At 36.9% G+C, this 25,957-nt stretch carries 22 protein-coding genes and 2 other annotated features; of the genes, 17 read left to right on the top strand and 5 right to left on the bottom strand.

Annotated features, from left to right (window positions below):
- The first annotated feature begins 5 nt into the window (after positions 1–5).
- Complete coding sequence (gene mnmG, locus JOD14_RS05415; protein ID WP_204653822.1) at positions 6–1,913, top strand: tRNA uridine-5-carboxymethylaminomethyl(34) synthesis enzyme MnmG; 1,908 nt, start codon at positions 6–8, stop codon at positions 1,911–1,913.
- A 344-nt stretch (positions 1,914–2,257) separates the two neighbouring features.
- Positions 2,258–3,754 carry an RNA-binding domain-containing protein gene (locus tag JOD14_RS05410; RefSeq protein WP_204653821.1) on the top strand — a complete coding sequence of 499 codons (1,497 nt, stop codon included), beginning with the start codon at positions 2,258–2,260 and terminating at the stop codon, positions 3,752–3,754.
- A 186-nt stretch (positions 3,755–3,940) separates the two neighbouring features.
- On the opposite strand, the gene JOD14_RS05405 is transcribed toward JOD14_RS05410, so the two are convergent.
- Positions 3,941–5,215 (bottom strand): O-acetylhomoserine aminocarboxypropyltransferase/cysteine synthase family protein, encoded by a 1,275-nt coding sequence (locus JOD14_RS05405; RefSeq protein ID WP_204653820.1) that lies wholly within the window; start codon positions 5,213–5,215, stop codon positions 3,941–3,943.
- A gap of 143 nt (positions 5,216–5,358) precedes the next feature.
- Positions 5,359–5,608: a binding site (T-box leader), on the bottom strand.
- Between the two features lie 143 nt (positions 5,609–5,751).
- Between JOD14_RS05405 and JOD14_RS05400 the strand changes: the two genes are divergently transcribed.
- From JOD14_RS05400 to guaB, 15 genes are all read left to right on the top strand, one after another.
- The gene (locus JOD14_RS05400) at positions 5,752–6,678 is read left to right on the top strand and encodes a homoserine O-succinyltransferase (RefSeq protein ID WP_239576098.1); all 927 of its coding nucleotides are present in this window, start codon (positions 5,752–5,754) and stop codon (positions 6,676–6,678) included.
- A gap of 418 nt (positions 6,679–7,096) precedes the next feature.
- Positions 7,097–7,576, top strand: a complete 480-nt coding sequence (locus tag JOD14_RS05395; protein ID WP_204653819.1) for a PTS sugar transporter subunit IIB — start codon at positions 7,097–7,099, stop codon at positions 7,574–7,576.
- Positions 7,577–7,590: 14 nt separating this feature from the next.
- Positions 7,591–8,475, top strand: a complete 885-nt coding sequence (locus tag JOD14_RS05390; protein ID WP_204653818.1) for a PTS mannose/fructose/sorbose/N-acetylgalactosamine transporter subunit IIC — start codon at positions 7,591–7,593, stop codon at positions 8,473–8,475.
- Positions 8,462–9,271 (top strand): PTS system mannose/fructose/sorbose family transporter subunit IID, encoded by an 810-nt coding sequence (locus JOD14_RS05385; RefSeq protein WP_204653817.1) that lies wholly within the window; start codon positions 8,462–8,464, stop codon positions 9,269–9,271. Before JOD14_RS05390 ends, JOD14_RS05385 begins: the two co-directional genes overlap by 14 nt.
- A 15-nt stretch (positions 9,272–9,286) precedes the next feature.
- A complete protein-coding gene (locus JOD14_RS05380; RefSeq protein WP_204653816.1) occupies positions 9,287–9,688 on the top strand; it encodes a PTS sugar transporter subunit IIA in 402 nt (133 codons plus the stop codon).
- A gap of 202 nt (positions 9,689–9,890) precedes the next feature.
- Entirely contained in the window at positions 9,891–11,060 is a 1,170-nt protein-coding gene (locus JOD14_RS05375) for an SIS domain-containing protein (protein ID WP_204653815.1), read from the top strand.
- Between the two features lie 41 nt (positions 11,061–11,101).
- The gene (gene lacD / locus JOD14_RS05370; protein WP_204653814.1) at positions 11,102–12,094 is read left to right on the top strand and encodes a tagatose-bisphosphate aldolase; all 993 of its coding nucleotides are present in this window, start codon (positions 11,102–11,104) and stop codon (positions 12,092–12,094) included.
- Positions 12,095–12,172: 78 nt separating this feature from the next.
- A complete protein-coding gene (locus JOD14_RS05365) occupies positions 12,173–13,957 on the top strand; it encodes a glycoside hydrolase family 35 protein (protein WP_204653813.1) in 1,785 nt (594 codons plus the stop codon).
- Between the two features lie 161 nt (positions 13,958–14,118).
- On the top strand, positions 14,119–14,835 hold the full coding sequence (gene rsmG, locus JOD14_RS05360) for a 16S rRNA (guanine(527)-N(7))-methyltransferase RsmG (RefSeq protein WP_204653812.1): 717 nt from the start codon (positions 14,119–14,121) through the stop codon (positions 14,833–14,835).
- Positions 14,836–14,846: 11 nt separating this feature from the next.
- Positions 14,847–15,611, top strand: a complete 765-nt coding sequence (locus tag JOD14_RS05355) for an AAA family ATPase (RefSeq protein WP_204653811.1) — start codon at positions 14,847–14,849, stop codon at positions 15,609–15,611.
- Positions 15,601–16,494, top strand: a complete 894-nt coding sequence (locus JOD14_RS05350) for a ParB/RepB/Spo0J family partition protein (RefSeq protein WP_204653810.1) — start codon at positions 15,601–15,603, stop codon at positions 16,492–16,494. The genes JOD14_RS05355 and JOD14_RS05350 overlap by 11 nt, the downstream gene beginning before the upstream one ends.
- 13 nt (positions 16,495–16,507) lie before the next feature.
- Positions 16,508–16,696: a DUF951 domain-containing protein gene (locus JOD14_RS13135; RefSeq protein ID WP_239576097.1), complete on the top strand. Its 189-nt coding sequence runs from the start codon at positions 16,508–16,510 to the stop codon at positions 16,694–16,696.
- A gap of 6 nt (positions 16,697–16,702) precedes the next feature.
- Complete coding sequence (gene ychF, locus JOD14_RS05345; protein ID WP_239576096.1) at positions 16,703–17,803, top strand: redox-regulated ATPase YchF; 1,101 nt, start codon at positions 16,703–16,705, stop codon at positions 17,801–17,803.
- An 85-nt stretch (positions 17,804–17,888) separates the two neighbouring features.
- Entirely contained in the window at positions 17,889–18,581 is a 693-nt protein-coding gene (locus tag JOD14_RS05340; RefSeq protein WP_204653809.1) for a DUF1129 domain-containing protein, read from the top strand.
- Positions 18,582–18,732: 151 nt separating this feature from the next.
- Positions 18,733–20,217 (top strand): IMP dehydrogenase, encoded by a 1,485-nt coding sequence (gene guaB, locus JOD14_RS05335; protein WP_204653808.1) that lies wholly within the window; start codon positions 18,733–18,735, stop codon positions 20,215–20,217.
- 51 nt (positions 20,218–20,268) lie between these two features.
- Here the strand turns inward: guaB and JOD14_RS05330 are convergent, their stop codons facing one another.
- The 4 genes from JOD14_RS05330 to croR all read right to left on the bottom strand — a co-directional run bounded on the left by JOD14_RS05330 (position 20,269) and on the right by croR (position 25,314).
- Entirely contained in the window at positions 20,269–21,594 is a 1,326-nt protein-coding gene (locus tag JOD14_RS05330) for a polysaccharide deacetylase family protein (RefSeq protein WP_204653807.1), read from the bottom strand.
- A 277-nt stretch (positions 21,595–21,871) separates the two neighbouring features.
- Positions 21,872–23,152: a serine--tRNA ligase gene (gene serS, locus JOD14_RS05325; RefSeq protein ID WP_204653806.1), complete on the bottom strand. Its 1,281-nt coding sequence runs from the start codon at positions 23,150–23,152 to the stop codon at positions 21,872–21,874.
- 56 nt (positions 23,153–23,208) lie between these two features.
- Positions 23,209–23,409: a binding site (T-box leader), on the bottom strand.
- Between the two features lie 41 nt (positions 23,410–23,450).
- Positions 23,451–24,635: a sensor histidine kinase gene (locus JOD14_RS05320; RefSeq protein ID WP_204653805.1), complete on the bottom strand. Its 1,185-nt coding sequence runs from the start codon at positions 24,633–24,635 to the stop codon at positions 23,451–23,453.
- Entirely contained in the window at positions 24,625–25,314 is a 690-nt protein-coding gene (croR, locus tag JOD14_RS05315; protein WP_204653804.1) for a response regulator transcription factor CroR, read from the bottom strand. The genes JOD14_RS05320 and croR overlap by 11 nt, the downstream gene beginning before the upstream one ends.
- Positions 25,315–25,957: the final 643 nt, after the last annotated feature.

Here is a 25,957-nt window from a genome sequence, read left to right as displayed (position 1 = left end):
AAAAGATGCAAACATATAAAGCAAAAACGTACGATGTCATTGTCGTTGGCGCAGGGCATGCTGGTTCAGAAGCTGCCTTAGCAACGAGCCGAATGGGTTTAAAAACCATGTTAATTACGTTAAATTTAGATATGGTCGCTTTTATGCCATGTAACCCATCGATTGGTGGACCAGCCAAAGGTGTTGTCGTTCGCGAAATCGATGCACTTGGTGGCGAGATGGGTAAAAATATTGATAAAACATACATTCAAATGCGCATGTTAAACACTGGTAAAGGTCCAGCCGTGCGAGCGTTACGTGCACAAGCAGACAAGCAAGCTTACGCGATGGAAATGAAACATACCATTGAAAAAGAACCAAACTTAACGTTACGCCAAGGCATTGTTGAAGAATTAGTGATTGAAGAAGGTGTTTGTAAAGGGGTTGTTACTTCAGCTGGTGCAATTTATCATGCGAAGGCTGTAATTATTGCGGCCGGAACCGCTTTACGAGGTGAAATTATTTTAGGGGAATTAAAATATTCTTCTGGTCCGAATAATTCACAACCAGCCATTGCCTTAGCAAACAACTTAAAAGAGCTCGGCTTAGAAATTGAACGTTTTAAAACAGGAACGCCACCACGGATTAAATCAAGCTCAATTGACTATTCTGTAACAGAAATCCAACCAGGTGATGAAGCGGCGAATCATTTTAGTTTTAGTACACCAGACAGCGCCTATTTAACGGAGCAAATTCCGTGCTGGTTAACGTACACAAACCCTAATACACATGCGATTATTCAAGCAAACTTACATCGTGCACCAATGTTTACCGGCATTGTTGAAGGGGTGGGGGCGCGCTATTGCCCATCAATTGAGGATAAAATTGTCCGTTTTGCTGACAAAGATCGTCACCAACTCTTTTTAGAACCAGAAGGCCGTGATACGGAAGAAGTTTATGTGCAGGGCTTATCTTCTTCTTTACCAGAAGAAGTGCAAGAAGAAGTATTGCACTCTGTTGTTGGTTTAGAACAAGCGGAAATGATGCGTACGGGTTATGCAATTGAATATGACGTCGTTGTCCCCCATCAATTACGCCCAACACTTGAAACAAAGGCGATTGAAAACTTATATACAGCCGGACAAACAAACGGTACGAGTGGTTATGAAGAAGCCGCAGGTCAAGGTTTAATCGCTGGGATCAATGCCGCTTTAAAAATTCAAGGCAAAGACCCACTCGTTTTAAAAAGAAGCGATGGCTATATTGGAGTAATGATTGATGATTTAGTTACAAAAGGCACGACTGAACCGTATCGACTTTTAACTTCTCGGGCAGAATATCGTTTGCTTTTACGCCATGACAACGCTGATTTACGCTTAACGCAAATTGGTCATGACATTGGTTTAGTAAAAGAAGCACAATATCAGGCTTATATTAATAAAAAAACAGCCGTTGAAAAAGAAATAAAACGACTTCAAGAAATCCGCATTAAACCAAATCAAGAAGTGCAAGCTTACTTAGAAAAAATTGGCTCCGCAACTTTAAAAGACGGCATTTTAGCACTAGATTTATTGCGTCGTCCAGAAATTAATTATGTTGATTTATTAAACTTTATCCCAGAGAATGGGGAACTAAACGCCAAAGAAATTGAACAACTTGAAATCCAAGTGAAATACGAAGGTTATATTAAAAAAGCGATGGAAAAAGTTGAAAAATTAAAACGAATGGAAGCCAAACGCATTCCAGAAAACATTGATTATGAGGCAATTAATGGCTTAGCAACCGAAGCTCGTCAAAAACTTCAAAAAATCCAACCGACGACTTTAGCCCAAGCTAGCCGAATTAGCGGGGTCAATCCAGCAGATTTGAGCATTTTAATGGTCTACATCGAACAAGGGAAAATAGCAAAAACAACAAGTACCACAGCTTACTAACAAATAAAAAAGCAGCTCGACCAAATCAAATGGCCGAGCTGCTTTTTTTGTTTGTTACTAGTTTTATCAATAGTTTTTAATCATTTTCAAAATATAGATTCTTTTTTTTTTATTATGTTACAATATTTTAGAAATATTAATTATCTAAATGAATGTAAATTGAATCTGCAGAAAAAAGTAGTAATCTGCAGAAATTTTTTAAAATAGAATGAGTTGAATTTAATATTAACACTATGTATTGTGTTTTTTATTAAATTTCATTCAAAAAAAGTACATATATAGTGTTTGTAGAATCTGCAGAAAAAAGTAATAATCTGCAGAAAATTGAAAGAAAGGAAATAAAAATGACTAAAATTATATTGAAACCAGAAAGTAGTAGCAGGGAATATAAAAAAGCTAAAAATAAATTACCAAAAGATTTTTGGAAAACGTATTCTGCGTTTTCTAATACAAATGGTGGCTTAGTTGTATTAGGGATATCAGAAGATGATAAAGGAAATTTCTCAATAACTGGTATTGAAGATGTAGAGAAAATAAAAAAAGATTTATTTACGACACTGAGAGATGATACAAAAATAAGTTTTAACTCAATAACTGAATCGAACGTAAATATTAGATGCTTTGATGATAAATTAGTTCTGGAAATACTCGTTCTAGAAGCGCCTATCTACAAGAAACCGGTTTATCTTAATAACGATATAAAAAATACTTATAAAAGGTTAAATGATGGGGACCATAGAGCAACTACTGAAGAGTTAAAAAATATGATTAGAAATGCAGAAGATGATTTAGATTCTCATTTGTTATCTAATTATGATATTAATGATTTAAATAAGAATTCAATAGAAAACTATCGAAGGTTGTTAATTGGAAATAATGAGGAATCAGCTTATGTCGATATGAGCATAAAAAATTTATTAATCGATGTAGGAGCTATGAAAAGAAATAGAGAAAATTTAAAAGAAATTGAATATAAATTGACGATAGGCGGCTTATTATTTTTCGGGAAATATAGTGCGATTACTGAATATTTGCCTCATTTTCATTTAGATTATTTTAATAGAACGGGTTCGAGTGATAGATGGAGTGATCGAGTAGCTAGCGGAGATCCAAACTATCCAAATTTAAATTTATTCTCATTTTATCAAATAGTCCTAGATAAATTGAGAATGACAATCCATGAACCTTTTGAATTAACAGATGACTATGTTCGAAAGTCATCAACTGAAGATGTAGGAATTGCTTTAAGAGAAGCATTAGCTAATTCTTTAATTCATGCTGATTATTTCTGTAAGAAGTCCGTACGAGTAGAAGCTTATCGAGGTTTTTATATCTTTGAGAATCCAGGAGAAATGAAGGTTTCAGTAGAAGAATTTATCAGAGGAGGGGATTCACAACCTAGAAATCATACGGTGACAACTTTATTTAGACGTGCTGGTCTATGTGAAAGAGCTGGAACTGGTGGTCCCAAGATCGTGCAATCTGCTACTAAAAATAAGTTTAAGATGCCAGATATAATATCAAGAGATGAAAAAACATGTTTAAAAATCTGGAAAATAGACTTAGCAGAATCACACCCGGAATTGACTAAAGAAGAAAAAGCTATTTATAAATGTATCATGAAGGTTGGTTATAGTATTTCTCATGGCGAAATACAGGAGAAGACAGGCTTAAGTAGGTATTATGTTGCTGAAGGAATTAAGGTTTTAATCAGTAAAAATTTAATTATTCAAGAGGGCAGAGCAAGAGCTACTAGATATGCTTTGGTAGAAGGGACATCAGAAAAATTAGCTCAGTTACAACACATCATGAAAAGCCTAGAAGATTATTACATTAAATAAAAAAAGAAAAAGCACGATATTTTTTTGTTTGGAAATCTTTGAAACTCAGACAAAAAAATGGTCTACATCGAACAAGGGAAAATCGCGAAAACAACAAGTACCACAGCTTACTAACAAATAAAAAAGCAGCTCGACCAAATCAAATGGCCGAGCTGCTTTTTTTGTTCCACGTGAAACAAAGAAGGATTAAACTTTATCTAAAGCTTGTGTTAAGTCATTGATAATATCATCAATGTTCTCAATTCCGATGGATAAACGAATTGTTTCTGGTTTAATGCCTGCTGCGCGTAAATCTTCTTCACTTAATTGTGAATGCGTAGTTGAAGCAGGATGAATAATTAAAGATTTGGCATCACCTACGTTTGCGAGTAAAGAGAATAACGCTACTTGATCAATGAGTTTTTTACTGGCATCGCGTCCGTCTTTTAAGCCAAAAGTAAAAATTGCGCCCGGTCCTTTTGGAAAGTACTTTTGTGATAAAGCATGGTAAGGACTACTTTTTAAACCAGGATAATTTACCCAAGCAACTTTTGGATGATTTTCTAAAAACTCGGCGACTTTTTGCGCATTTTCCACGTGACGCTCAAGACGTAAAGAGAGCGTTTCAAGTCCAAGTAGTAATACCCAAGAGTTAAACGGTGAAGCACAAGCCCCTGTGTCTCGAAGTAAAATTGTTCGTAAACGAATAATATAAGCCGCAGCACCAACATCTTTAAACCAAGAAATGCCATGATAACTTGGATCAGGTTCCACTAAGCGCGGGAATTTGCCATTGTCCCAATTAAATTTCCCAGAATCAATGATTGCGCCTCCCATCGCAACGCCGTGTCCACCGATATATTTAGTGGTTGAGTACACAACAATGTCAGCACCGTGTTCAAAAGGTCGGAATAAGTAAGCTGTCGCAAAGGTATTGTCAACGATTAAAGGAATCCCAGCTTCATGTGCAATGGCTGCAATTGCTTCAAAATCAATGATGGTAATATCAGGATTAGCCAAAGACTCAAGTAAAATTGCTTTTGTATTTTCTTTAAGGGCTTCTTTAAAAGCAGCTGGCTCTTCTGAAGCGACAAAAGTTGTTGTAATACCAAATTCAGGTAAAGTATGCGCTAGCAAATTATACGTACCACCGTAAATCGCAGCTGCTGAAACGATATGGTCACCAGCTCCAGCAATATTTTGGATCGCATAAGTAATCGCTGAAGAACCAGAAGCAGTAGCGACGGCTCCTACACCACCTTCTAAAAGGGCCAAACGTTGTTCTAAAACGTCGGTCGTAGGATTGGTAATTCGAGTGTAGATATTACCTGGTTCAGCTAAACTAAAACGTTGCGCGGCTTGGTCTGTGTCTTCAAAAACAAAAGCAGTTGTTTGGTACAAAGGCACTGCTCGACTCCCAGTATCTTTATCAACGGTTTGCCCGCCATGAACTTGTAATGTTTCAAAATGTTGTTGGCTCATTTGAATTCCTCCTTGATTGTGTTTGTTGAATTTAAGTAACGGTGCAAAATAGCATTTGTCATCATCTGTCAAAAAAAGTCGTTCGTTTTTTTTATCCCATCCTTTCAAATAAAAACAAAAAAATCCTTAGAGAAGAAGCCTTCTCTAAGGATGTATTCAATACATGGTACCACCTTAATTCGTAAAAGTTTACACTTTTACCTCATTGTCTCGACAGCAAAAAATGCGATCGATTATTTTTGATAACGGAAATTTCCGTGTGCTTCTAAAATTTCTTCTCAAAGCACCCACTCAAAAGCCATTTTCAAATAATTCTTTCTTCGCTTCTTTTCAGCTACCGAAGCTCTCTTTCAGAAGGAATCCTTATTTTACTTTCTTCATCAACGTGTTTTAATATATTTTTAATCATTATTCACGAATTCTAATCAAATGTCAAGCGCTAATTTTATTAAAAAATAAAAACACGTAAAATCAATCTTCTAGGTTGACACTTCGGCTTATTTATTATAGTTTGAATAGAAAACTATGAGAAAGGGATGATTGAAGTGCCTATTATCCTACCTAAAGGATTGCCAACTTCAGAGGTATTAAAAAAAGAACAAGTTATTATTTTTAATCAACAACGTGCGCGTAAACAAGACATTCGTCCGCTTAGAATCGCGATTGTTAATTTGATGCCTCAAAAAGAAATTACAGAAATTCAACTGTTACGACTGCTATCTCAAACACCTTTACAAATTGAAGTTGATTTTATTCGGATGACCACTTATGAAAGTCAAAATACCGATAAAGCATATTTAGATAAATTTTATAAAACGTTTGATTCAATTAAAGAGACATACTACGATGGTTTAATTATCACAGGTGCTCCAGTAGAGACGTTGGCTTTTGAAGAGGTTCTTTATTGGCAAGAATTAAAAAAGATAATGGCTTGGAGTAAAAATCATTGTTTTTCGACCTTTCATATTTGTTGGGGGGCACAAGCCGCTCTTTATTTTCATTATGGCATCAATAAAATCTTATATACAGAAAAACTATCTGGTATTTATTTACAACAAATCAAAGAAAAGCACCCGCTTACCAGAGGCTTAAGTGATGAAATTACCTATCCACAGTCCCGTTATACTGGGATTGACGCTGCTCAATTAGCTCAAACTTCTTTAAAAGTGTTAGCTAGCAGCGAAGAAATTGGTCCTACGATTATTGCAAAAGGCAATATTCGAGAAGTTTATGTTTTAGGGCACTTAGAGTATGATACGGATACGTTAAAAAATGAATATTTACGAGATCAAGCGAAAAATTTAAATCCGCAAGTACCTAAAAACTATTTTAAAGACGATTGTCCAACGAAACCGATAACGAATTGTTGGCGTGGGGTTGCCTCATTGGTCTTTGCTAATTGGATTAATGAATTGTATCAAGAAACACCTTATCAATTTATTTCGATTGAAAATCAACAATAAATATTTTTAATACCAGTAATTTTTTCAAGAATGTTTTCAATCAAGTTTTCAACTCGAAAAAATATTATTTTTATAATATAAAAAGAAATAAAAAATAAATCCGAAGAATAAATGTTGATTTATCAATGTTTTTATTTGGGTTTTTCTTTTTTATCGAAAATGTACAAAGATTTTTTCATAAAAATCTATTGACAAAAAAAATGAAACCTATACTGATGGTGTGGTTACTACCAGAAAAGAAAATGAAATACTTTAAGTAACAGAGAAGAGATTGCTATTTTTTTATTTATAAAATAACTGTTATTTGTAGCGTTTGATTAAAAAAGTAAGCGCTAACTAAAAAGTGTAATCGTTCTCTTTTTTGGAAGTAATTAAAAAATAGGTCACCTTGTTTGTGACGAGTCAGGAGGAATTTGTTATGAGTATTATCGGAGTGCGAATTGATGGTCGATTAATTCATGGTCAAGTTGCCAATTTGTGGACAACGAAACTAAATATTAGTCGAATCATGGTCGTGGACGATGAAGTCGCAAAAAATGCGATTGAAAAGAGTGGGTTGAAATTAGCGACACCTTCAGGGGTAAAATTAAGTATTTTACCAATTGAAAAAGCAGCCACAAACATTTTAGCTGGCAAGTATGATTCACAGCGTTTATTGATTGTTGCTAGAAAACCAGATCGCTTATTAAAACTAGTTGAGTTAGGCGTTTCTCTAGAAGAAATTAACGTTGGAAATATGTCTCAAACACCAGAAACTCGTTCGATAACAAAATCAATCAACGTGGTAGATGCCGATATTGAAGCATTTAACGAATTAAATCGTAAAGGCGTTCGTTTAGTTGCCCAGATGGTACCTAGTGATAAAGCAGAGAACTTTATGGAATTATTGAAAAAATAAGGAGGGAATAACAAATGGCAATTCAATGGTGGCAGGTCTTATTATTATCATTATATGCGGGATATCAAATCCTAGATGAATTACAATTTTATTCTTCAATCAGTGCACCCGTTTTTGCAGGTCTTTTTGCAGGTCTAGTAATGGGTGATATTAAAACAGGTCTTTTAATTGGTGGTTCCATGCAATTAACCGTTTTAGGGGTTGGAACTTTCGGGGGTGCTTCAAGAATTGATGCGAACTCAGGAACTGTTTTAGCAACGGCTTTTTCTGTTTCACTTGGTTGGGATCCAGAACAAGCGATTGCAACAATTGCTGTACCTGTTGCAGCGTTAATGATTCAAATGGACATTTTAGGTCGTTTCACGAATACTTATTTTGCTCACCGAATTGACGCACACGTTGAAAACTTCAACTACAAAGGGATTGAACGTAACTACTTAGCCGGAGCAATTCCTTGGTCATTGTCTCGGATGTTACCAGTCTTTTTAGCACTTGCATTTGGTGGCGGTCTCGTTGAACAAGTTGTTGCTATTTTAAATGGTGATTTAAAATGGTTGGGTGACGGTCTTTCTGTTGCCGGAGCAGTATTACCAGCAGTCGGGTTTGCTATTTTACTTCGTTACTTACCAGTGAAAAAACATTTCCCATATTTAATTTTAGGTTTTGTGCTTACCGCACTATTAACAACAGTGTTTGGTAATATTCAATTCCTTGGAGCAAGTGTGGCAAGTGTTGTAGAAGAATTTTCAGGTGTCTTTAACTCACTACCTATGTTAGGTATTGCTGCAATTGGTTTTTCTTTAGCTGCAATTAGCTACAAAAACCATATTAATGTGCCAGTAGTCCAAAGCAGTTCAAATTCATCGGCTGAGGGGGAAATTGAAGATGACGAAATCTAATTATAAATTAACGAAAGAAGATTTTAAACAAATTAACCGTCGAAACTTAATTACATTCCAATTAGGATGGAACTATGAGCGGATGCAAGGTTCAGGTTATTTGTATCATATTTTGCCACAATTACGAAAAATGTATGGCGATGGTACAGAAGAATTAAAAACAGCGATGAAAGCTCATTCGCAATTCTTTAATACGTCAAACTTCTTAAATACAATCGTAACAGGGATTGACCTAGCGATTGAAGAAAAAGAAGGAATTAGCGGGATTGATACGGTTTCAGGGATTAAAGCCGGTTTAATGGGACCTTTTGCAGCAATTGGTGATTCGATTTTTGGAGCATTAATTCCAACTATTTTTGGGGCTTTAGCAGCTAATATGGCAATGCAAGGAAACCCTGCAGGAATCATTATCTGGATTGCAGCTCAAGTGGCCGTAATGGTTTTTCGTTGGAAACAATTAGAATTTGCCTATAAAGAAGGGGTTAGTTTAGTTACAACGATGCAACACCGCTTGACGGCTTTAACAGATGCAGCAACTTTAATGGGAGTATTCATGGTTGGGGCTTTAGTTGCAACCATGGTCAATGTAAAAATTGCTTGGGCACCAAGTATTGGAGACGTTACTTTAAGTTTACAAAATAACTTAGACATGATTTTACCACGCCTATTCCCAGCAGCAATTGTTGGTGCGATTTATTGGTTATTAGGTAAGAAAAACATTACATCCACGCGTGCAATTTTCATCGTACTTATCGTATGTATTGCTTTATCTGCCTTTGGGGTAATTTCTAAATAATAGGAGCGAAACAAAATGAGTCATTTAGTATTAATTAGTCATGGCACTTTCTGCGAGCATTTAAAACAAAGCACAGAAATGATTATGGGACCGCAAGAAAATATTCATACAGTTACTTTATTACCAGAAGAGGGCCCGCAAGAGTTTCAAGCGAAATTAGAAGCAGTGATTGCTGATTTAGCTGAGTTTACGGTCTTTTGCGATTTAGCTGGTGGCACACCTTGTAACGTTGCCGCTAAAATGTTAATGAGTGGCTCTGTGTTTGATCTTTATTCAGGTATGAATATGCCGATGGTTATCAGTTATATCAATGGCGAAATGATTGGTAGTCAAGGTGATATCGTTGCACAAGCACAAGAAGGTATTGCGAAAGTCAATGATGTCTTATTTTCTGATGATGAAGACGAAGATGAATAAAAAATAAACAAGAACCACTTATTAAGAGAGCGTCTTCTTTTAATAAGTGGTTCTTGTTTTAGATACCAACAAAAATAAGAAAAAGTTAATAATATCAAGAAATTTTGTTGACTAATTATAAAAAGCATAGTAACCTTATATTGTGGTAGTAACCAGTTAACAAGAGTCATGAAATCGAATTTAAATAAATGGAGGAAAGAAAATGTATCAGTTAGCAAAAACAGAATTAGAAAAATTCGGTGCCGAAATTACGACGCGCGAAATCCGACAACAGCCAGAATTATGGGCAGAAGCCTTTACTTATTATCAAGCATCACTTGAACAAATTACGTCATTTTTAAAAACAGTAAAAACAAGTACTACTGAGAAAGTCCGAGTAATTTTTACTGGTGCAGGGACCTCGCAATACGTAGGAGATACGATTGTCCCTCATTTAAACCAAAATGGTGATACTAAGAAGTTTATTTTTCAAAGTATTGGCACAACTGATATTGTCGCAGCGCCAGAGCAGTATTTTTTCCCTGAGGAAACAACGATACTCGTATCCTTTGCGCGCAGTGGCAATAGCCCAGAAAGTGTCGCAACGGTTCAATTAGCGAATCAATTAATCAAAAACATCTATCATTTAACGATTACTTGTGCCAAAGAAGGGGCTTTAGCCAAAGCGGCTCAAGGAGATGAGCGTAATTTATTGTTAATAATGCCTGAACGTTCAAATGATGCAGGCTTTGCGATGACAGGTAGCTATTCATGCATGACGCTAACTGCCTTGCTCGTTTTTGATGAAAAGAATCAACTAGCAGAAAAAACTCGTTACGTGCAAGCTTTAATTGAACTTAGTCAAGATGTGCTTGCTCGTGTTTCAGACATTCAAGCAATCATTGACCGTGATTTTAATCGAATTGTGTACTTAGGTTCGGGTAGTTTAGCTGGCTTGACACGTGAAGCACAGTTAAAAGTTTTAGAGTTAACGGCAGGAAAAATCACAACCGTCTTTGATTCCTCAATGGGCTTTCGTCATGGACCAAAATCTTTTGTAAACGAACAAACTTTAATTTTTGACTTTATTAGTAATAATGCTTATACACGTCAATACGATATTGATATGTTAGAAGAAGCCAATGCTGATCAAATTGCAGCAGGAGTGATTGGGATTGGACAAGCGGGAGAAATGAATTATACCGGTGAAAACTTTGTCTTAAAAGCAAGTGAGGTTCAATTACCAGATGGTTACTTAGCTTTAGTTGATGTTGTTTTTGCACAAACAATTTCTTTATTGTCATCCATTAAAGTGGGAAATACACCAGATACACCTTCAGCTACAGGGACGGTTAACCGTGTCGTAAAAGGGGTAATTATTCACGAATACTAAACAAACAAAGAACGAAACAATAAAAGATAGGAGAATCAATTATGTTACAATTAACTAAAGGAAAAAAAGCAGCAATGGATCGTTTATCAACGCAAGAAGGTTTTATTAGTGCATTAGCGATTGATCAACGTGGCGCTATGAAAAAAATGATGAATGCACTTGATATGGAAGCAACGGCTCAAAATATTGAAGAATTTAAAGTGCTTGTTTCTGAAGAGTTGACAGCATATTCTTCTTCAATCTTATTAGATCCAGAATTTGGGTTACCAGCAGCTAAAGTTCGCGATTCAAAAGCAGGTCTTTTACTTGCTTATGAAAAAACGGGTTATGATGCTTCCACTCCTGGTCGGATGCCAGATTTATTAGAAGATTGGTCTGTGCTACGACTGAAAGAACAAGGTGCCGATGCGATTAAATTTTTATTATATTACGACATTGACGAGGATCCAGCTATTAACCATAAAAAACACGTCTTTATTGAACGTTTAGGTAGTGAATGTTTAGCAGAAGATTTGCCTTTTTACTTAGAGTTGTTATCTTATGATGCAACCATGGCTGATAATACGAGTGCGGCGTTTGCTAAAGTAAAACCTCGTAAAGTGAATGAGATGATGAAAGAATTTTCAAAACCACAATACAAAGTTGATGTTTTAAAAGTAGAAGTACCCGTTAACATGAACTATGTGGAAGGTTTTGGAAAAGGTCAAATTGTCCACACGCGAGCAGAAGCTTTACAGTTTTTCAAAGAACAAAGCGAGGCGACCTCATTACCATTTATTTTCTTAAGTGCAGGGGTAAGCGCGCAGTCGTTTCAAGATACGTTAGTTTTTGCCAAAGAAGCAGGTTCGACTTTTAATGGTGTCTTGTGTGGTCGCGCAACTTGGAAGGATGCCGTTGCGCCTTTTGCGAAAGAGGGCGAAGACCAAACACGTAATTGGTTACTCAGCCAAGGAAGAGAAAATATCGAGTCACTCAATCGTGTCGTTCATCAAACGGCAAGTTCTTGGCATGATAAAGTTGAAGTGGTTGGCTAGTACGATAAACCATAAAAAACCATTCTATTTTCTTTTTACAATAGAGTGGTTTTTCACTAATAACGAAGGAGCAAATAAATGACAACGTTTGAAATTAAAGAAGATTTTATGTTAAATGGCGAACCGTTTAAAATTTTATCCGGAGCGATTCACTATTTCCGGGTGCATCCAAGCGACTGGTATCATTCTTTGTATAATTTAAAAGCGCTAGGATTTAACACGGTGGAGACTTATGTCCCTTGGAACTTACATGAAGGCAAAGAAGCTGAATTTTATTTTGAAGGTTTTGCTAATTTAGAAAAATTTATCCAAACGGTAGCCGAACTTGATTTATATGTTATTTTACGTCCGACACCTTATATTTGTGCTGAGTGGGAATTTGGTGGCTTACCCGCATGGCTACTACAAAAAGACTGTAAAATTCGGTCAAGTGATCCGAAATTTTTAGCTTACGTTCGTCGTTATTATGAAGCTTTAATGGCTAAAGTAGTTCCGCTACAATTTACCCATGGCGGACCGATTTTAATGATGCAAATTGAAAATGAGTATGGTTCTTATGGAGAAGACAAAGCGTATTTAAAAGCGATAAAAGAATTGATGGAAGAGTTAGGCGTAGATGTACCGCTCTTTACTTCAGATGGTTCTTGGTTAGCGACTCTAAGAGCAGGCAGTATGATCGAAGAAGGTGTATTGCCGACGGGGAACTTTGGTTCAAAAGGGCAACAAAATTTTGCAGAGTTAAAAAAATTCCAAGAAGCACATGGTAAAAATTGGCCATTAATGTGTATGGAATTTTGGGATGGCTGGTTTAACCGTTGGGCAGAACCGATTGTTACACGTGAAACGGACGAGTTAGTGGCGGCTTTACGCGAAGTTTTAGAGTTAGGCAGTGTCAATTTATACATGTTCCATGGCGGGACCAATTTTGGCTTTATGAATGGTTGTTCGGCACGGGGGACACTTGATTTGCCACAAATTACTTCTTATGATTACGGTGCACCACTGGATGAACAAGGCAACCCAACTGAAAAATATTACGCGATACAAAAAATGGTAAAAGAATTATTCCCAAATATACAACAAAAAGAACCCCTCGTTAAACCAAGCCTGTCAGTGAATCAAATTCCATTAACGAATAAGGTTAGTTTATTTGAAGTTTTAGATGATATTAGTGAAAAAATCACTACTAAATACCCGAAAACAATGGAAGAAGTAGGTCAAGCTTATGGTTACATGGTTTATCGAACCAAAGTCCAAAAAGACGCAGAAGAAGAACGTTACCGAATTATCGATGGTCGGGACCGAGCAAAAGTTTACTTGAATGGTGAACATATCATGACGCAATACCAAGAAAAAATCGGCGAAGATATTTTTGTCCAACCACCTTTTGCAGAAAACGAATTAACGATTTTAATGGAAAACATGGGGCGAGTGAACTATGGGCATAAACTATTGGCCGATACACAAAGAAAAGGCATTCGCCAAGGCGTGATGAGTGATTTACACTTTATTTTAGATTGGGAGCAGTATGCGTTAGCTTTTGATCAACCGTTAACCATCGATTATACGAAAGCGTGGCAAGCAGACCAACCAGCCTTTTATCAATATCACTTTGAATTAACGGATTTAGCCGATACTTATATCGATTTGCAAGCTTTTGGTAAAGGCATTGTTTTAGTCAATGGATACCATATTGGTCGTTTTTGGCGCAAAGGAGCAACCCAGACCCTTTATGTGCCAAAAGGTTTCTTAAATGAAGGACAAAATGAAATTGTTATTTTCGAGACAGAAGGGGAATACGCCGCTACTTTAGATCTCGTAGCAGCACCGATTTTTGACTTAAAAGAAAAAACCCTACATTAAAAAACAAAAGCAGCAAAACGAAGAGGCGTTTTGCTGCTTTTGTTTCACGTGAAACGCAAAAAAAGGCGAAGTTCTACTTGCATGCGTTGGCATTTTACGTTAAAGTAGAAACGGACTTGTGAAACATTTTTTCTGTTTCACGAAAGAGAAAAGGAGCGGCTATGTTACCAGAAGAATTTCAACAAAGATTATTAGAGCAAGGCATTGCGTTAAGCGAAAAGCAAATGCAACAATTTGAGCAGTATTACGAGTTACTTGTTTCTTGGAATGAAAAAATGAATTTGACGGCCATTACCGAGAAAAAAGAAGTCTACTTAAAGCATTTTTATGACTCGATTACTTTAGCCTTTGCAGTAGACTTCAAAAGTGATGCGCGTCTATGTGATGTTGGTTCAGGGGCAGGATTTCCTAGTATCCCGCTTAAAATTATATTTCCTGAATTACAAGTGACGATTGTTGACTCGTTAAATAAACGCATCACTTTTTTAACGCACTTAGTAGAGACATTGCAATTAACAGACGTCTCTTTGTATCATGATCGTGCGGAAACATTTGCCCAATCAAAAGAACAACGAGCAACGTTTGACTACGTGACGGCAAGGGCTGTTGCGCGGCTGAATGTTTTAACGGAACTGTGTTTGCCTCTTGTTAAGAAAAATGGGTATTTTTATGCTTTAAAAGCAGCGAAGAGTGAAGAAGAATTAACCGAAGCTACTAAAGCGATTGCATTACTCGGTGGTCAGTTCATTGAAGATTTAGAATTACATTTGCCAATTGTCGGTGACGAGCGCCATATTTTGGTCATTGAAAAGAAAAAAGAAACACCCAAAAAATATCCAAGAAAACCAGGTTTACCAAATAAACAACCAATTGTATAGGGGGAGTATCCGTGGCACGTATTATTTCTGTTGCAAATCAAAAAGGCGGGGTTGGTAAAACAACAACGACTGTAAACTTAGGCGCAAGCTTGGCGTTTATTGGTAAAAAAATCCTCTTAGTCGATATGGACGCCCAAGGCAATGCGACCAGTGGAATGGGCATTCGTAAACCCGATGTAGAGCAAGATATTTATACCGTTTTAGTCAACGAAGTTCCAATTCAAGAAGCGATTGTCCCAAGTTCACGAGAAAACTTAGACATCGTACCGGCAACGCTACAACTTGCCGGCGCTGAAATCGAGCTAACGTCAATGATGGCGCGTGAATCGCGTTTGAAATTAGCTTTAAATGAAGTCAAAGATTCATATGATTACATTTTAATTGATTGTCCGCCGTCATTAGGGCATTTAACCATCAATGCTTTTACGGCCAGCGATTCCATTTTAATTCCGGTCCAATGCGAATACTACGCGTTAGAAGGATTAAGCCAATTACTAAATACGGTTCGCTTAGTTCAAAAACATTTTAACCCTGAGCTAGAAATTGAAGGGGTGTTATTAACAATGTATGATGCACGCACTAATTTAGGCGCAGAAGTCGTCGATGAAGTTCGTCGCTATTTCCAAGAAAAAGTTTACGAAACCATTATTCCTCGTAATATTCGCTTGTCAGAAGCACCAAGTCATGGCCAATCGATTATCGACTATGATATTCGTTCAAAAGGAGCCGAAGTGTACCAAGCGTTAGCAAAGGAAGTGTTAGCTCGTGAAAAATAAAGGCAAAAGTCTAGGCAAAGGAATTGATGCCTTGTTTCAAGATCTAGTGAATCTAGAAGAAGTGGATGTAAAAACAGACGAAATTATTGAAATTTCTTTAAATGAATTACGACCGAACCCGTATCAACCACGAAAAACATTTGATGAAACCTCTTTAAAAGAGTTAGCTAGTTCGATTGCACATTCAGGTGTTTTTCAACCGATTATTGTTCGAAAATCAACGGTAAAAGGGTATGAAATCATTGCCGGCGAGCGTCGTTTCCGTGCTTCAAAATTAGCACAAAAAGAGACAATCCCAGCCATCGTCCGTGATTTTGATGAAGAAACAATGATGCAGGTGGCGGTTTTAGAAAACTTGCAACGAGAAGACCTAAACCCGCTAGAAGAAGCCGAAGCGTACGAAATGTTAATGAAAAATTTAAAATTAACCCAAGCACAAGTGGCTGAACGTCTTGGGAAAAGTCGTCCATATGTTGCCAATTATTTGCGTTTACTCACGTTGCCTTTACTTGTTAAAGAAATGTTGCAAGATGAGCGTTTGTCGATGGGACATGCGCGTACGTTACTTGGTTTAAAAAACAAGGAACAAATGTTAAAATTAGCCAATCGTTGTATCAAAGAAAATTTAACTGTTCGTCAAGTCGAACAATTAGTTGCTGCGATGAATGAAGCCAAAGAAGAAAATAAAGTTTCACGTATTATTCAAGAAAAACCTTATTATTTAAGAGAAAGCGAAGACCGCCTAATGGATCGTTTAGGGACAAACGTGGCCATTCACGAGAAAAAAGGCAAAGGGAAAATCGAAATTGAGTATTTATCACAAGAAGATTTAACCCGGATTTTAGACTTGTTGCAACTTTCTTTTGATGAAACGAACGAGTAAAGGAGTTTTAGCTATGTATGATTTAAAAGACATTGTTGAGATGAAAAAACCCCATGCTTGTCAAACGAACCGGTGGGAAATTATCCGAATGGGTGCAGATATCAAAATTCGTTGTTTAAAGTGCGGTCAAATGGTGATGATGCCACGCCGAGAGTTCGAGAAAAAAATGAAAAAAATACTAAAAAAAGCAGAGAAAGAGTGAAGATAAATGGCTTTAACAGCTGGAATTGTTGGTTTGCCAAACGTTGGTAAATCAACTTTATTTAACGCAATTACAAAAGCAGGCGCAGAAGCTGCAAACTATCCTTTTGCGACGATCGATCCAAACGTAGGAATGGTTGAAGTGCCAGATTGGCGTTTGGAACGTTTAACACAATTAGTTAAACCGAAAAAAACGGTACCAACGACTTTTGAATTTACCGACATTGCTGGGATTGTAAAAGGCGCAAGTAAAGGGGAAGGGTTAGGGAACCAATTCTTAAGCCACATTCGCCAAGTAGACGCCATTTGTCACGTAGTGCGTTGTTTTGATGACGATAATATTACACACGTTGAAGGCCGAGTAGATCCGTTAGAAGATATTGATACGATTAACTTAGAATTAGTTTTGGCGGATTTAGACTCAGTGAACAAGCGTATCCAACGGGTAGCCAAAATTGCGAAGACTAAAGACAAAGACGCCGTGGCAGAATTAGCTGTTTTAGAAAAAATCAAACCTGTTTTAGAAGAAGGTTTATCGGCACGTTCAATCGAATTTACTGAAGACGAACAAAAAATCGTGAAGAGTTTCTTCTTATTAACAACAAAACCCGTTCTTTATGTAGCGAATGTTAGTGAAGACGAGGTTGCTGATGCTGAAAGTAACGATTACGTGAAGCAAGTGCGCGAATTTGCGGCTAGCGAAAATGCCCAAGTGATTGTAATTAGTGCCCGCGCAGAAGAAGAAATTGCGGAACTAGATGACGAGGACAAAGCCGATTTCTTAGAAGCGTTAGGCATTGAAGAATCTGGTTTAGACCAATTGATTCGCACGGCTTATGATTTACTAGGCTTAGCGACTTACTTTACCGCTGGTGAGCAAGAGGTTCGTGCATGGACTTTTAGAAAAGGAATTAAAGCACCACAAGCCGCTGGGATTATTCATACCGATTTTGAACGTGGTTTTATTCGTGCAGAAACCGTTTCTTTTGACGATTTAAACCACTACGGAACGATGCAAGCAGCCAAAGAAGCGGGGCGTGTTCGCTTAGAAGGAAAAGAATACATTGTACAAGACGGCGATGTCATGCTGTTTCGCTTTAACGTGTAACGCATTCGTAAAAAAAGCAGTACATCTTGTTTGAAGTATGCTAAAATATTTTTATAAACTTGTTCATAAGGGGGAAACAAAAGCGATGGAACCAGAAACAGTCCGCAATTATGTTTCAGAAAATCGAGAACTCGAACAACAATTAACGAAAAAGAATCAACAATATATTTTTGATTTGAAAAAATCATTAGAAGCTGCGAACCTTTCAGAAGAAGACAAAGCAGTCGCCTTGCATGAAATTTTACCGGTGTTAGTACAAGAACAAAAAACAGGTAGAACCGCCCGTCAACTTTTTGGTACCGTCTCTGAACGAACCGAAGCGATTATTAATAAGCCTGAAGAAGTAAAAGAAACAAAACCATTTTTCATGTGGGTCGACAATGCATTGTTAATTTTAGGTATTTTTGGGCTAATGCTAGGTTTAATGGGATTATTATTTAAAGAAAGTGTGCAAGTCTATGGCGTAATCACGCTCTTCTTAATGGCTGGTGTCGGCGGTTGGGTCTTTTATTTGATGTATAAATATGTGTATCAGTATGAACGACCAGGAGCAGACCGTAGTCAAAAACCGAAAACAGTGAAAATGTTACTTGTTTTAGCAGGTGCTTTTATTCTTTGGATTGGTGTCGTTGGCGCCTCTTCATTAATTCCACCTGCAATCAATGTTATTTTAGCACCTGTTTACTTAGCGATTATTGGGGCAGCTGCCGTGGGTATTCGTTACTATTTGAAGAAAAAGTATAATATTGTTGGTAGCCTCGCTTTACCAAAAAAATAAGAACCGAACAATTTTCAAACACCTAACAATCATGTTAGGTGTTTTCTTTAAAATCTCGCTAAATTTCTTATAAAATTCACAGGATAGTTGACTTATAGCGAAATATTTGCTATTTTCATTAAAATACAAAAATTGAGGAGTGGTTACAAAAATGTCCAACTGGGAAACAAAATTCGCAAAAAAAGGGTTTACGTTCGATGATGTCTTATTAGTACCTGCAGAAAGTCACGTCTTACCAAACGATGTCGATATGAGTGTACAATTAGCAAAAAATATCAAATTGAATATACCGATTCTAAGTGCCAGTATGGATACCGTAACCGATAGTAAAATGGCGATTGCAATGGCGCGCCAAGGTGGTTTAGGCGTGATTCATAAAAACATGAGTATCGCGGAACAAGCAGATGAAGTCCGCAAAGTAAAACGTTCAGAAAGTGGCGTCATTATCGACCCATTCTTTTTAACACCAGAACATTTAGTTGAAGATGCTGAACATTTAATGGCAAGCTATCGTATTAGTGGGGTGCCAATTGTTGAAACGATGGAAAACCGTATTTTAGTTGGAATTATTACGAACCGTGACGTCCGTTTTGTAACGGATTATAAAATCCCAATTAAAGAAGTTATGACGAAAGACCATCTAGTGACAGCGCCAGTCGGTACTTCTTTAAAAGATGCTGAGAAAATTTTGCAAAAACATAAAATTGAAAAATTACCAATCGTCGATGAAAACGGTCGTTTAAGTGGCTTAATTACGATTAAAGATATTGAAAAAGTCATTGAATTTCCAAATGCGGCCAAAGATGAACACGGTCGTTTGTTAGTAGCGGCAGCCGTTGGTGTAACAAGCGATACCTTTGATCGGGCGACCGCATTACTCGAAGCTGGCGCTGACGCAATTATAATTGATACTGCTCATGGCCATAGTGCGGGTGTTTTACGTAAAATCAAGGAAATTCGTCAAACATTCCCTGATGCGACTTTAATTGCTGGAAACGTAGCGACGGCTGCTGGAACAAAAGCTTTATATGACGCAGGTGCAGATGTGGTGAAAGTGGGAATTGGCCCAGGATCAATTTGTACGACGCGCGTAGTAGCAGGCGTTGGTGTGCCACAGTTAACAGCGATTTATGATGCGGCTTCTGTTGCTCGCCAATATGGCAAGACGATTATTGCTGACGGTGGAATTAAATATTCTGGTGATATTGTGAAGGCTTTAGCTGCGGGTGGTTTTGCGGTGATGTTAGGTAGTATGCTTGCTGGAACAGACGAATCACCAGGTGAGTTTGAAATTTACCAAGGTCGTCGTTTTAAAACTTACCGTGGAATGGGTTCTCTTGGTGCAATGGAAAAAGGTTCTAGCGATCGTTATTTCCAAAGCGGTGTAAACGAAGCGAATAAATTAGTTCCTGAAGGTATCGAAGGTCGCGTGGCTTATAAAGGAAGCGCGGCAGATATTTTATTCCAAATGATTGGTGGCTTAAAATCAGGCATGGGTTATGTTGGTGCCGCTAATTTAGAAGAGTTACGTGAAAACTCTGAGTTTATTCAAATGAGTGGTAGTGGTTTGAAAGAATCACACCCACATGATGTTCAAATTACAAAAGAAGCACCAAACTACTCAGTGGAATCTTAAAAAATAAAAAAAGGTCTGTAGGAATACTTCATCCTACAGACCTTTTTTTATTTAAATGTTGCGTTGATCAAATTGACCAAAATATTGATGCATCGGATACATTTTTTGTTCAAGTAATTCTTGGATCGTTACGAATTGATAATTTTGTGCTTTTAAATCATTGATTACTTGATCAAGTGCTTCGGCAGTTGCCGGTTGAATATCGTGCATAAGAATAATACCACCGCTAGCGACGGAGTTTTTCACGACTTTTTGGATGGCAGCACTATTTTTTGTTTTCCAGTCTAAAGAATCGACATTCCATTGAATAATCGGTTTTCCAACAACCTTGGCGGTATCAGTATTAACCGCACCATATGGAGGCCGCAAAATTTTAGGTAAGCAACCGGTCGCTTCAAAAATGGCCTTATCTGTATCAATGACTTCTTTTTTGACGGCTTCTTTAGAAATAGTATTAAATGATGGATGCGAATAAGAATGGCTAGCCAATTCATGACCACCTTCAAAAATCTGCTTCGTTAATTCAGGATTTTCTTTGACGTTTTGTCCAAGTAAAAAGAACGTTGCTTTGATCCCTTTATTGGCTAAAATTTGAATAATCTTTGGAGTCGTTACAGGTGAGGGGCCATCGTCAAACGTTAAAGCAACGTATTTTTGATTGGCATCCAAAGCCTGCGTTGGTGGAATTAAATACTCAGGTTTTACCAAATCTGTTTGGATAAAGGGTTGAATTTTAGCGTAAGGTAGTGCAATAGTCGTTTGCCCGAGTTTATTTTGCGGTAGTTGCACCACCAATTGTTCTTCGGTGTAAGTCATCGGGGTATCCCAAGATAAACGCGGTAAGTTTAAGACTTCATCAAGAATTAGGTTTGGGTCGGCAGCTTGATCTAAAAGCATTTGTTGAATAACTTGTTGAATGCCGAGTAAGTTTTCTTCCTTTTTGATAAGATCTTGGCTGGTAATTAATTGCCCGGTAGAATGATTGATTAATACAGGCTTGGTCGTCTTAGTTTTCGTTTTTATGAATTCTTCTGACTTATTTTGCCAAAGGTATAAGTCCACCGCCACCTCGTAGGCTGCTAATTGCTCAGTATAGTGATTAATTGCTAAATGGCTAACTAAAACGGCAGGATCTTTGGGATTTAACTTCTTTTCCATTTTTTTCATCGATTCCTGAGTAATTTGGTCAAAATCAAAGCCGTCAATAGAAGGAATTTCAGAAGGAGGGTAGCTTACTTCAACGAGATTCGCTTTTTTTGTTACCTTTTCCTCTGTAGCCAATTCATTTTTTTCTTGCTCGTGTTTCACTTGATTTAAAAGAAGCGTGGTTTGTTTTGCAACGCGCTTTTCTAGTTGTTTATTTTCAACAAACTGCATGAGATAGATGCCACTTAAAATCAAAATCAAAGCAAAGAATCCGCTGAAAATTAACTTTAAGGAAATCGGTTGTTTTCTTTTTCGACTGTGTCTTTTTTTGTTTCGATTGTTCTTTTTTTGCATATCCATTTTCTCTCCAACTAGTAATAATTAGTGACAATGTAACACTTCTGTAAACAAGTTGCAACAAAATAAACACAAATAAAGTAAAAATTTAAAAAAACCAGTAATCGTCAAACGTGAAGCCGAAGACGATTACTGGTTTTAATAGTAACAATTAGTTGTTTTTTTCGATTTTAGTTAGACCACCCATATAAGGAACTAAGACTTCAGGGATAGTCACGCTACCATCTTCGTTTTGATAATTTTCTAATACTGCAGCAACCGTCCGGCCAACAGCTAACCCAGAACCGTTTAAAGTATGGGCATAATGAATCTTACTTTCTGCATCGCGGTAGCGAATCATTGCTCGACGTGCTTGGAAATCTTCGCAGTTTGAGCAAGAACTAATTTCACGGTAAGTATCTTGGGCTGGAATCCAGACTTCAATATCGTAAGTTTTAGCCGCTGAAAAGCCCATATCACCTGTACATAACGTAATTACACGATAAGGCAGTCCTAATTTTTGTAGAATACTCTCTGCATCATTGGTCATTTTTTCAAGTTCGTCATAAGAATGAGCTTCATCACTAAATTTTACCATCTCAACTTTGTTAAATTGATGCAAACGAATTAATCCGCGTGTATCGCGACCGGCACTACCTGCTTCTGAACGAAAGGCTGGACTAAGGGCAGTTAAATAAATTGGTAAGTCTTTTTGTTCTAAAATTTCTTGACTATAGTAGTTGGTCAAAGGAACTTCAGCTGTCGGAATTAAAGTTAAGTCAGTGTCTGCTAATTGGAAAACATCTTCTTTGAACTTCGGAAATTGACCGGTCCCAAACATGGCTTGACTGTTAACAATATAAGGCGTCATCATTTCTGTATAGCCGTGTTCATAAATGTGTTGATCAAGCATAAAGTTGTATAAAGCGCGCTCAAGTCTGGCACCTAAGCCTTTGTAAAAGACAAAGCGACTACCTGAAACTTTAGCACCACGTTCAAAATCTAAGATACCTAAGTTCTCAGCCACTTCCCAGTGCGGTTTCGGATCAAAAGGCATAGCTGATACTTGACCCCAGCGGCGCACTTCTACGTTGTCTTCTTCATCGGCACCAATTGGCACACTAGCATTTGGTAAGTTTGGTAAGCGTGTGGCAATTGCTTCTAACTCTTCGTCAATGGTATTGATTTTAGCATCCAGCGCTTTAATTTCTTCGCCAACTTCACGCATTTCAGTAATTTTTGCTGTTGCATCAATTTTTTCACGCTTTAATTGCGCAATTTCACCTGAAACCACATTTCTTTGCTTTTTTAATTCCTCTGTTTGCACGAGTAGTTGTCGGCGTTTCTCATCAAGTTCAATAAAGCTTTTTAGTGTTTCTTCTTTTACACCACGATTTTTTAATTTTTCTGCGACTTCTTCAAAATTTTGACGAATCATTTTAATATCTAACATTTTACTTTCCTCCTAAAATTTTTAATAAAAAAAAGACTCCGCCCCTTGCAAAAAATGCTTGGGACGAAATCGTAACTTCGCGGTACCACCCAAGTTCGACCAAAACGGTCGCCCTTGTTTCTCTTGTAACCAAAGAGTAGGTCTTTTTTTCAAAAGATGCCGAGATAGAATTGGATTCTTTAGTTCCTTGTACTGATTTGCACCAACCACCAGCTCTCTTTGACAAGTTCTCTAAATACTAGATTCTAAGCAATAAATGATTTAATTAAAGTTAACATAGCAAAAACTTGCCTTTTCGTCAACTAATGTTTGTATTTTTAGTTCCTTTATTACGAGTTAGCGGGAGATGGATTGTAAAAGAAGTCCAATCAGGGTTTGACTTTGCATAAATATACCCCCCGTGTAAGGCAATAATGCTTTGAGCAATCGCTAGCCCGAGCCCTGTTCCACCTGTTTCTTGTGAGCGCGATTCTTCCACGCGATAAAAACGATTAAATAATGAATCAAGGGAAGCCTTTGGAATCATCTGGCCATTATTTTTAACAGTGATGACGGCTTCGGTTCCAATCGCTTCAATTTCAATTAAAATTAAAGAAGCTCCTCGACCATATTTTAATGCATTGGCGATTAGATTATTGAATACTCGTACAATTTTTTCTGTGTCGCCATCCATTATAACTTGTGAAGAAGAAGAGACCACTTGGATTGCTATTCCTTTTCGTTTCGCTTCTAATTCAAAGTCAATCGACAGTTGTTCTAATAGTTGCACCATATCAAAAGAAATATAATTAATCGGCACACTCGGTTGTCGGACTTTCGTATATTCAAACAAGTCTTCAACTAAAGATTTCATTTGCTTTGCTTTAATATAGGCTGTGTGTGTATACTTTAGCAAATCTTCCTCGCTATGATATTGTCGGTCTTCAATCAAACCCAAATAACCAATAATTGAGGTCAACGGTGTGCGGATATCATGACTAACATTTGTGATCAATTCATCTTTAGACTGCTCAATGCGTCGTTCTTCTTCAATTGCTGCAACCGTACTATCAACAAGCCCGTTAATACTTGTAATAATTCGATTTAAATCACCACGCACTTCAAACGGAATCCGGTGATCATAGTTTCCTTCTGCAATATAATGAAGCTCAAGAATAATATGACGCAATTGCATCTGACGATAACGCCGAAATAAGCGCCAATATAGAACAATCCCATCAAAAATAAAAAATAGCGGGATGATGAAGTTTTTTCCGTTTAAAAAGATTGTTGAATTGAAATTTCGGACAAAACTATTTCTCGTTTCAAAAATAGATTCATTTAATGAAGGAGAATTACTAATAATAGAAGAAATTAAAACAACAACTGCCACATTAATAAGAAGCAATAAAATAATTGTAATAATGCCTTCTGCAAAAAGCTCGCTAATTTCTTTAGAAGTTAAACTAATTCTTTTTTTCTTATCCGATAGATTATTTTCCATCAATTTTATAGCCTACTCCCCAAACAGTTTGAATCACTTTTTCTCCGCCAGTTGCCTCTTCAATTTTATCGCGTAAATGACTGACATGAACCATCACCGTTTTAGCAGATACGACACTTTCTTGTTTCCAAACGCGCTCAAAAATTTCATCTGCACTAAAAACACGGTTTGGATGCGAAGCCAGTAAATATAAAATGCCAAATTCTAAGGCGGTTAATTGGATATCAACCCCTTCAATTGTTTTTACTTCATGTGAATCACGGTTAATGATTAATGAACTTACTTCTAATACATCTGGTTGTTGGCTTGCATGACTCATTTGAGTTCTTCTAAGCAACGATTTAACACGCGCCATCACTTCAAGTGGATTGAATGGTTTAGTGACGTAATCATCGGCCCCTGCGACGAGACCTTTTATTTTATCCATATCCGTTGTTTTTGCAGTAAGCATAATGATAGGAATTTGCGATTCTTTTCGTAAAGTTTTGACTACTTGCATACCATCTAGCTCAGGCATCATGATATCTAAAATTAGTAAACCAATATCCGGGGTAGTACGAACCTTTAGAAGCACTTCTTTTCCATCATAAGCTTTAACTGCCTCATAACCTTCGTTGTGTAAATAAATACTGATTAGTTCTACAATCTCTTTGTCGTCGTCTGCTACTAGTATTTTCATTGAATAGCCTCCTTTGAATTCTTATTGCTTCCATTTTATCAAAAAAATACGAAAATAGATAAACATACCCTTTAATTTTAACTAAATATCAATGATTAAGTACTTGTTTTTTTGACAAACGGATGAAATCCGAACAATTATGCAGTTTTATTAAAAAATCATAAAGAAATAAACCGCTCTATCTTTAAAAAAAGGACGAAATGAATTAGAAAAAGGTGAAAGTAGAAACGTTGATAAATCAACATTTTGAGGGTTGACGAGCGGTGATAAAATTGGTATATTGTTAATTGTTGATGACGCCAATTAAAGCGCATCATCTTTTTGAAAAAAACAATTGACAAACAGTACTTCTTTTTGTTAAGATGTTTAAGTCGTCAATTAACAACTGAAAGACATTTTTCGAAAAAACGAAAAAAAGACTTGACGTTTGATATTTAAACTGATATGCTATAAAAGTTGCTAACGCGACAAGTTAAAATTTAAGTAGACCTTTGAAAACTGAACAAAGCAAGCAAACGAACCAATTGTGTAGGACTTCTATTTTAATATAGAAGCAAACATACAAAGCAAGCAAAAATGCTAGCAACGTTAATTTATGAGCTTAACAACTGCAAAGTTGTTTCAAATTTTTTATGAGAGTTTG

It is taken from the genome of Enterococcus lemanii (assembly GCF_016909125.1).
Lineage (GTDB): Bacteria > Bacillota > Bacilli > Lactobacillales > Enterococcaceae > Enterococcus_I > Enterococcus_I lemanii.
The sequence above is the reverse complement of the archived record's forward strand: the minus strand, read 5'-3'. Positions and strand labels throughout refer to the sequence as shown.

Bases quoted from the DNA above. Each gene is read 5' to 3' on its own strand.
- mnmG (WP_204653822.1), top strand. From the start codon at position 6: ATGCAAACATATAAAGCAAAAACGTACGATGTCATTGTCGTTGGCGCA.
- JOD14_RS05410 (WP_204653821.1), top strand. From the start codon at position 2,258: ATGACTAAAATTATATTGAAACCAGAAAGTAGTAGCAGGGAATATAAA.
- JOD14_RS05405 (WP_204653820.1), bottom strand. From the start codon at position 5,215: ATGAGCCAACAACATTTTGAAACATTACAAGTTCATGGCGGGCAAACC.
- JOD14_RS05400 (WP_239576098.1), top strand. From the start codon at position 5,752: ATGATTGAAGTGCCTATTATCCTACCTAAAGGATTGCCAACTTCAGAG.
- JOD14_RS05395 (WP_204653819.1), top strand. From the start codon at position 7,097: ATGAGTATTATCGGAGTGCGAATTGATGGTCGATTAATTCATGGTCAA.
- JOD14_RS05390 (WP_204653818.1), top strand. From the start codon at position 7,591: ATGGCAATTCAATGGTGGCAGGTCTTATTATTATCATTATATGCGGGA.
- JOD14_RS05385 (WP_204653817.1), top strand. From the start codon at position 8,462: ATGACGAAATCTAATTATAAATTAACGAAAGAAGATTTTAAACAAATT.
- JOD14_RS05380 (WP_204653816.1), top strand. From the start codon at position 9,287: ATGAGTCATTTAGTATTAATTAGTCATGGCACTTTCTGCGAGCATTTA.
- JOD14_RS05375 (WP_204653815.1), top strand. From the start codon at position 9,891: ATGTATCAGTTAGCAAAAACAGAATTAGAAAAATTCGGTGCCGAAATT.
- lacD (WP_204653814.1), top strand. From the start codon at position 11,102: ATGTTACAATTAACTAAAGGAAAAAAAGCAGCAATGGATCGTTTATCA.
- JOD14_RS05365 (WP_204653813.1), top strand. From the start codon at position 12,173: ATGACAACGTTTGAAATTAAAGAAGATTTTATGTTAAATGGCGAACCG.
- rsmG (WP_204653812.1), top strand. From the start codon at position 14,119: ATGTTACCAGAAGAATTTCAACAAAGATTATTAGAGCAAGGCATTGCG.
- JOD14_RS13135 (WP_239576097.1), top strand. From the start codon at position 16,508: ATGTATGATTTAAAAGACATTGTTGAGATGAAAAAACCCCATGCTTGT.
- ychF (WP_239576096.1), top strand. From the start codon at position 16,703: ATGGCTTTAACAGCTGGAATTGTTGGTTTGCCAAACGTTGGTAAATCA.
- JOD14_RS05340 (WP_204653809.1), top strand. From the start codon at position 17,889: ATGGAACCAGAAACAGTCCGCAATTATGTTTCAGAAAATCGAGAACTC.
- guaB (WP_204653808.1), top strand. From the start codon at position 18,733: ATGTCCAACTGGGAAACAAAATTCGCAAAAAAAGGGTTTACGTTCGAT.
- JOD14_RS05330 (WP_204653807.1), bottom strand. From the start codon at position 21,594: ATGCAGTTTGTTGAAAATAAACAACTAGAAAAGCGCGTTGCAAAACAA.
- serS (WP_204653806.1), bottom strand. From the start codon at position 23,152: ATGTTAGATATTAAAATGATTCGTCAAAATTTTGAAGAAGTCGCAGAA.
- JOD14_RS05320 (WP_204653805.1), bottom strand. From the start codon at position 24,635: ATGGAAAATAATCTATCGGATAAGAAAAAAAGAATTAGTTTAACTTCT.
- croR (WP_204653804.1), bottom strand. From the start codon at position 25,314: ATGAAAATACTAGTAGCAGACGACGACAAAGAGATTGTAGAACTAATC.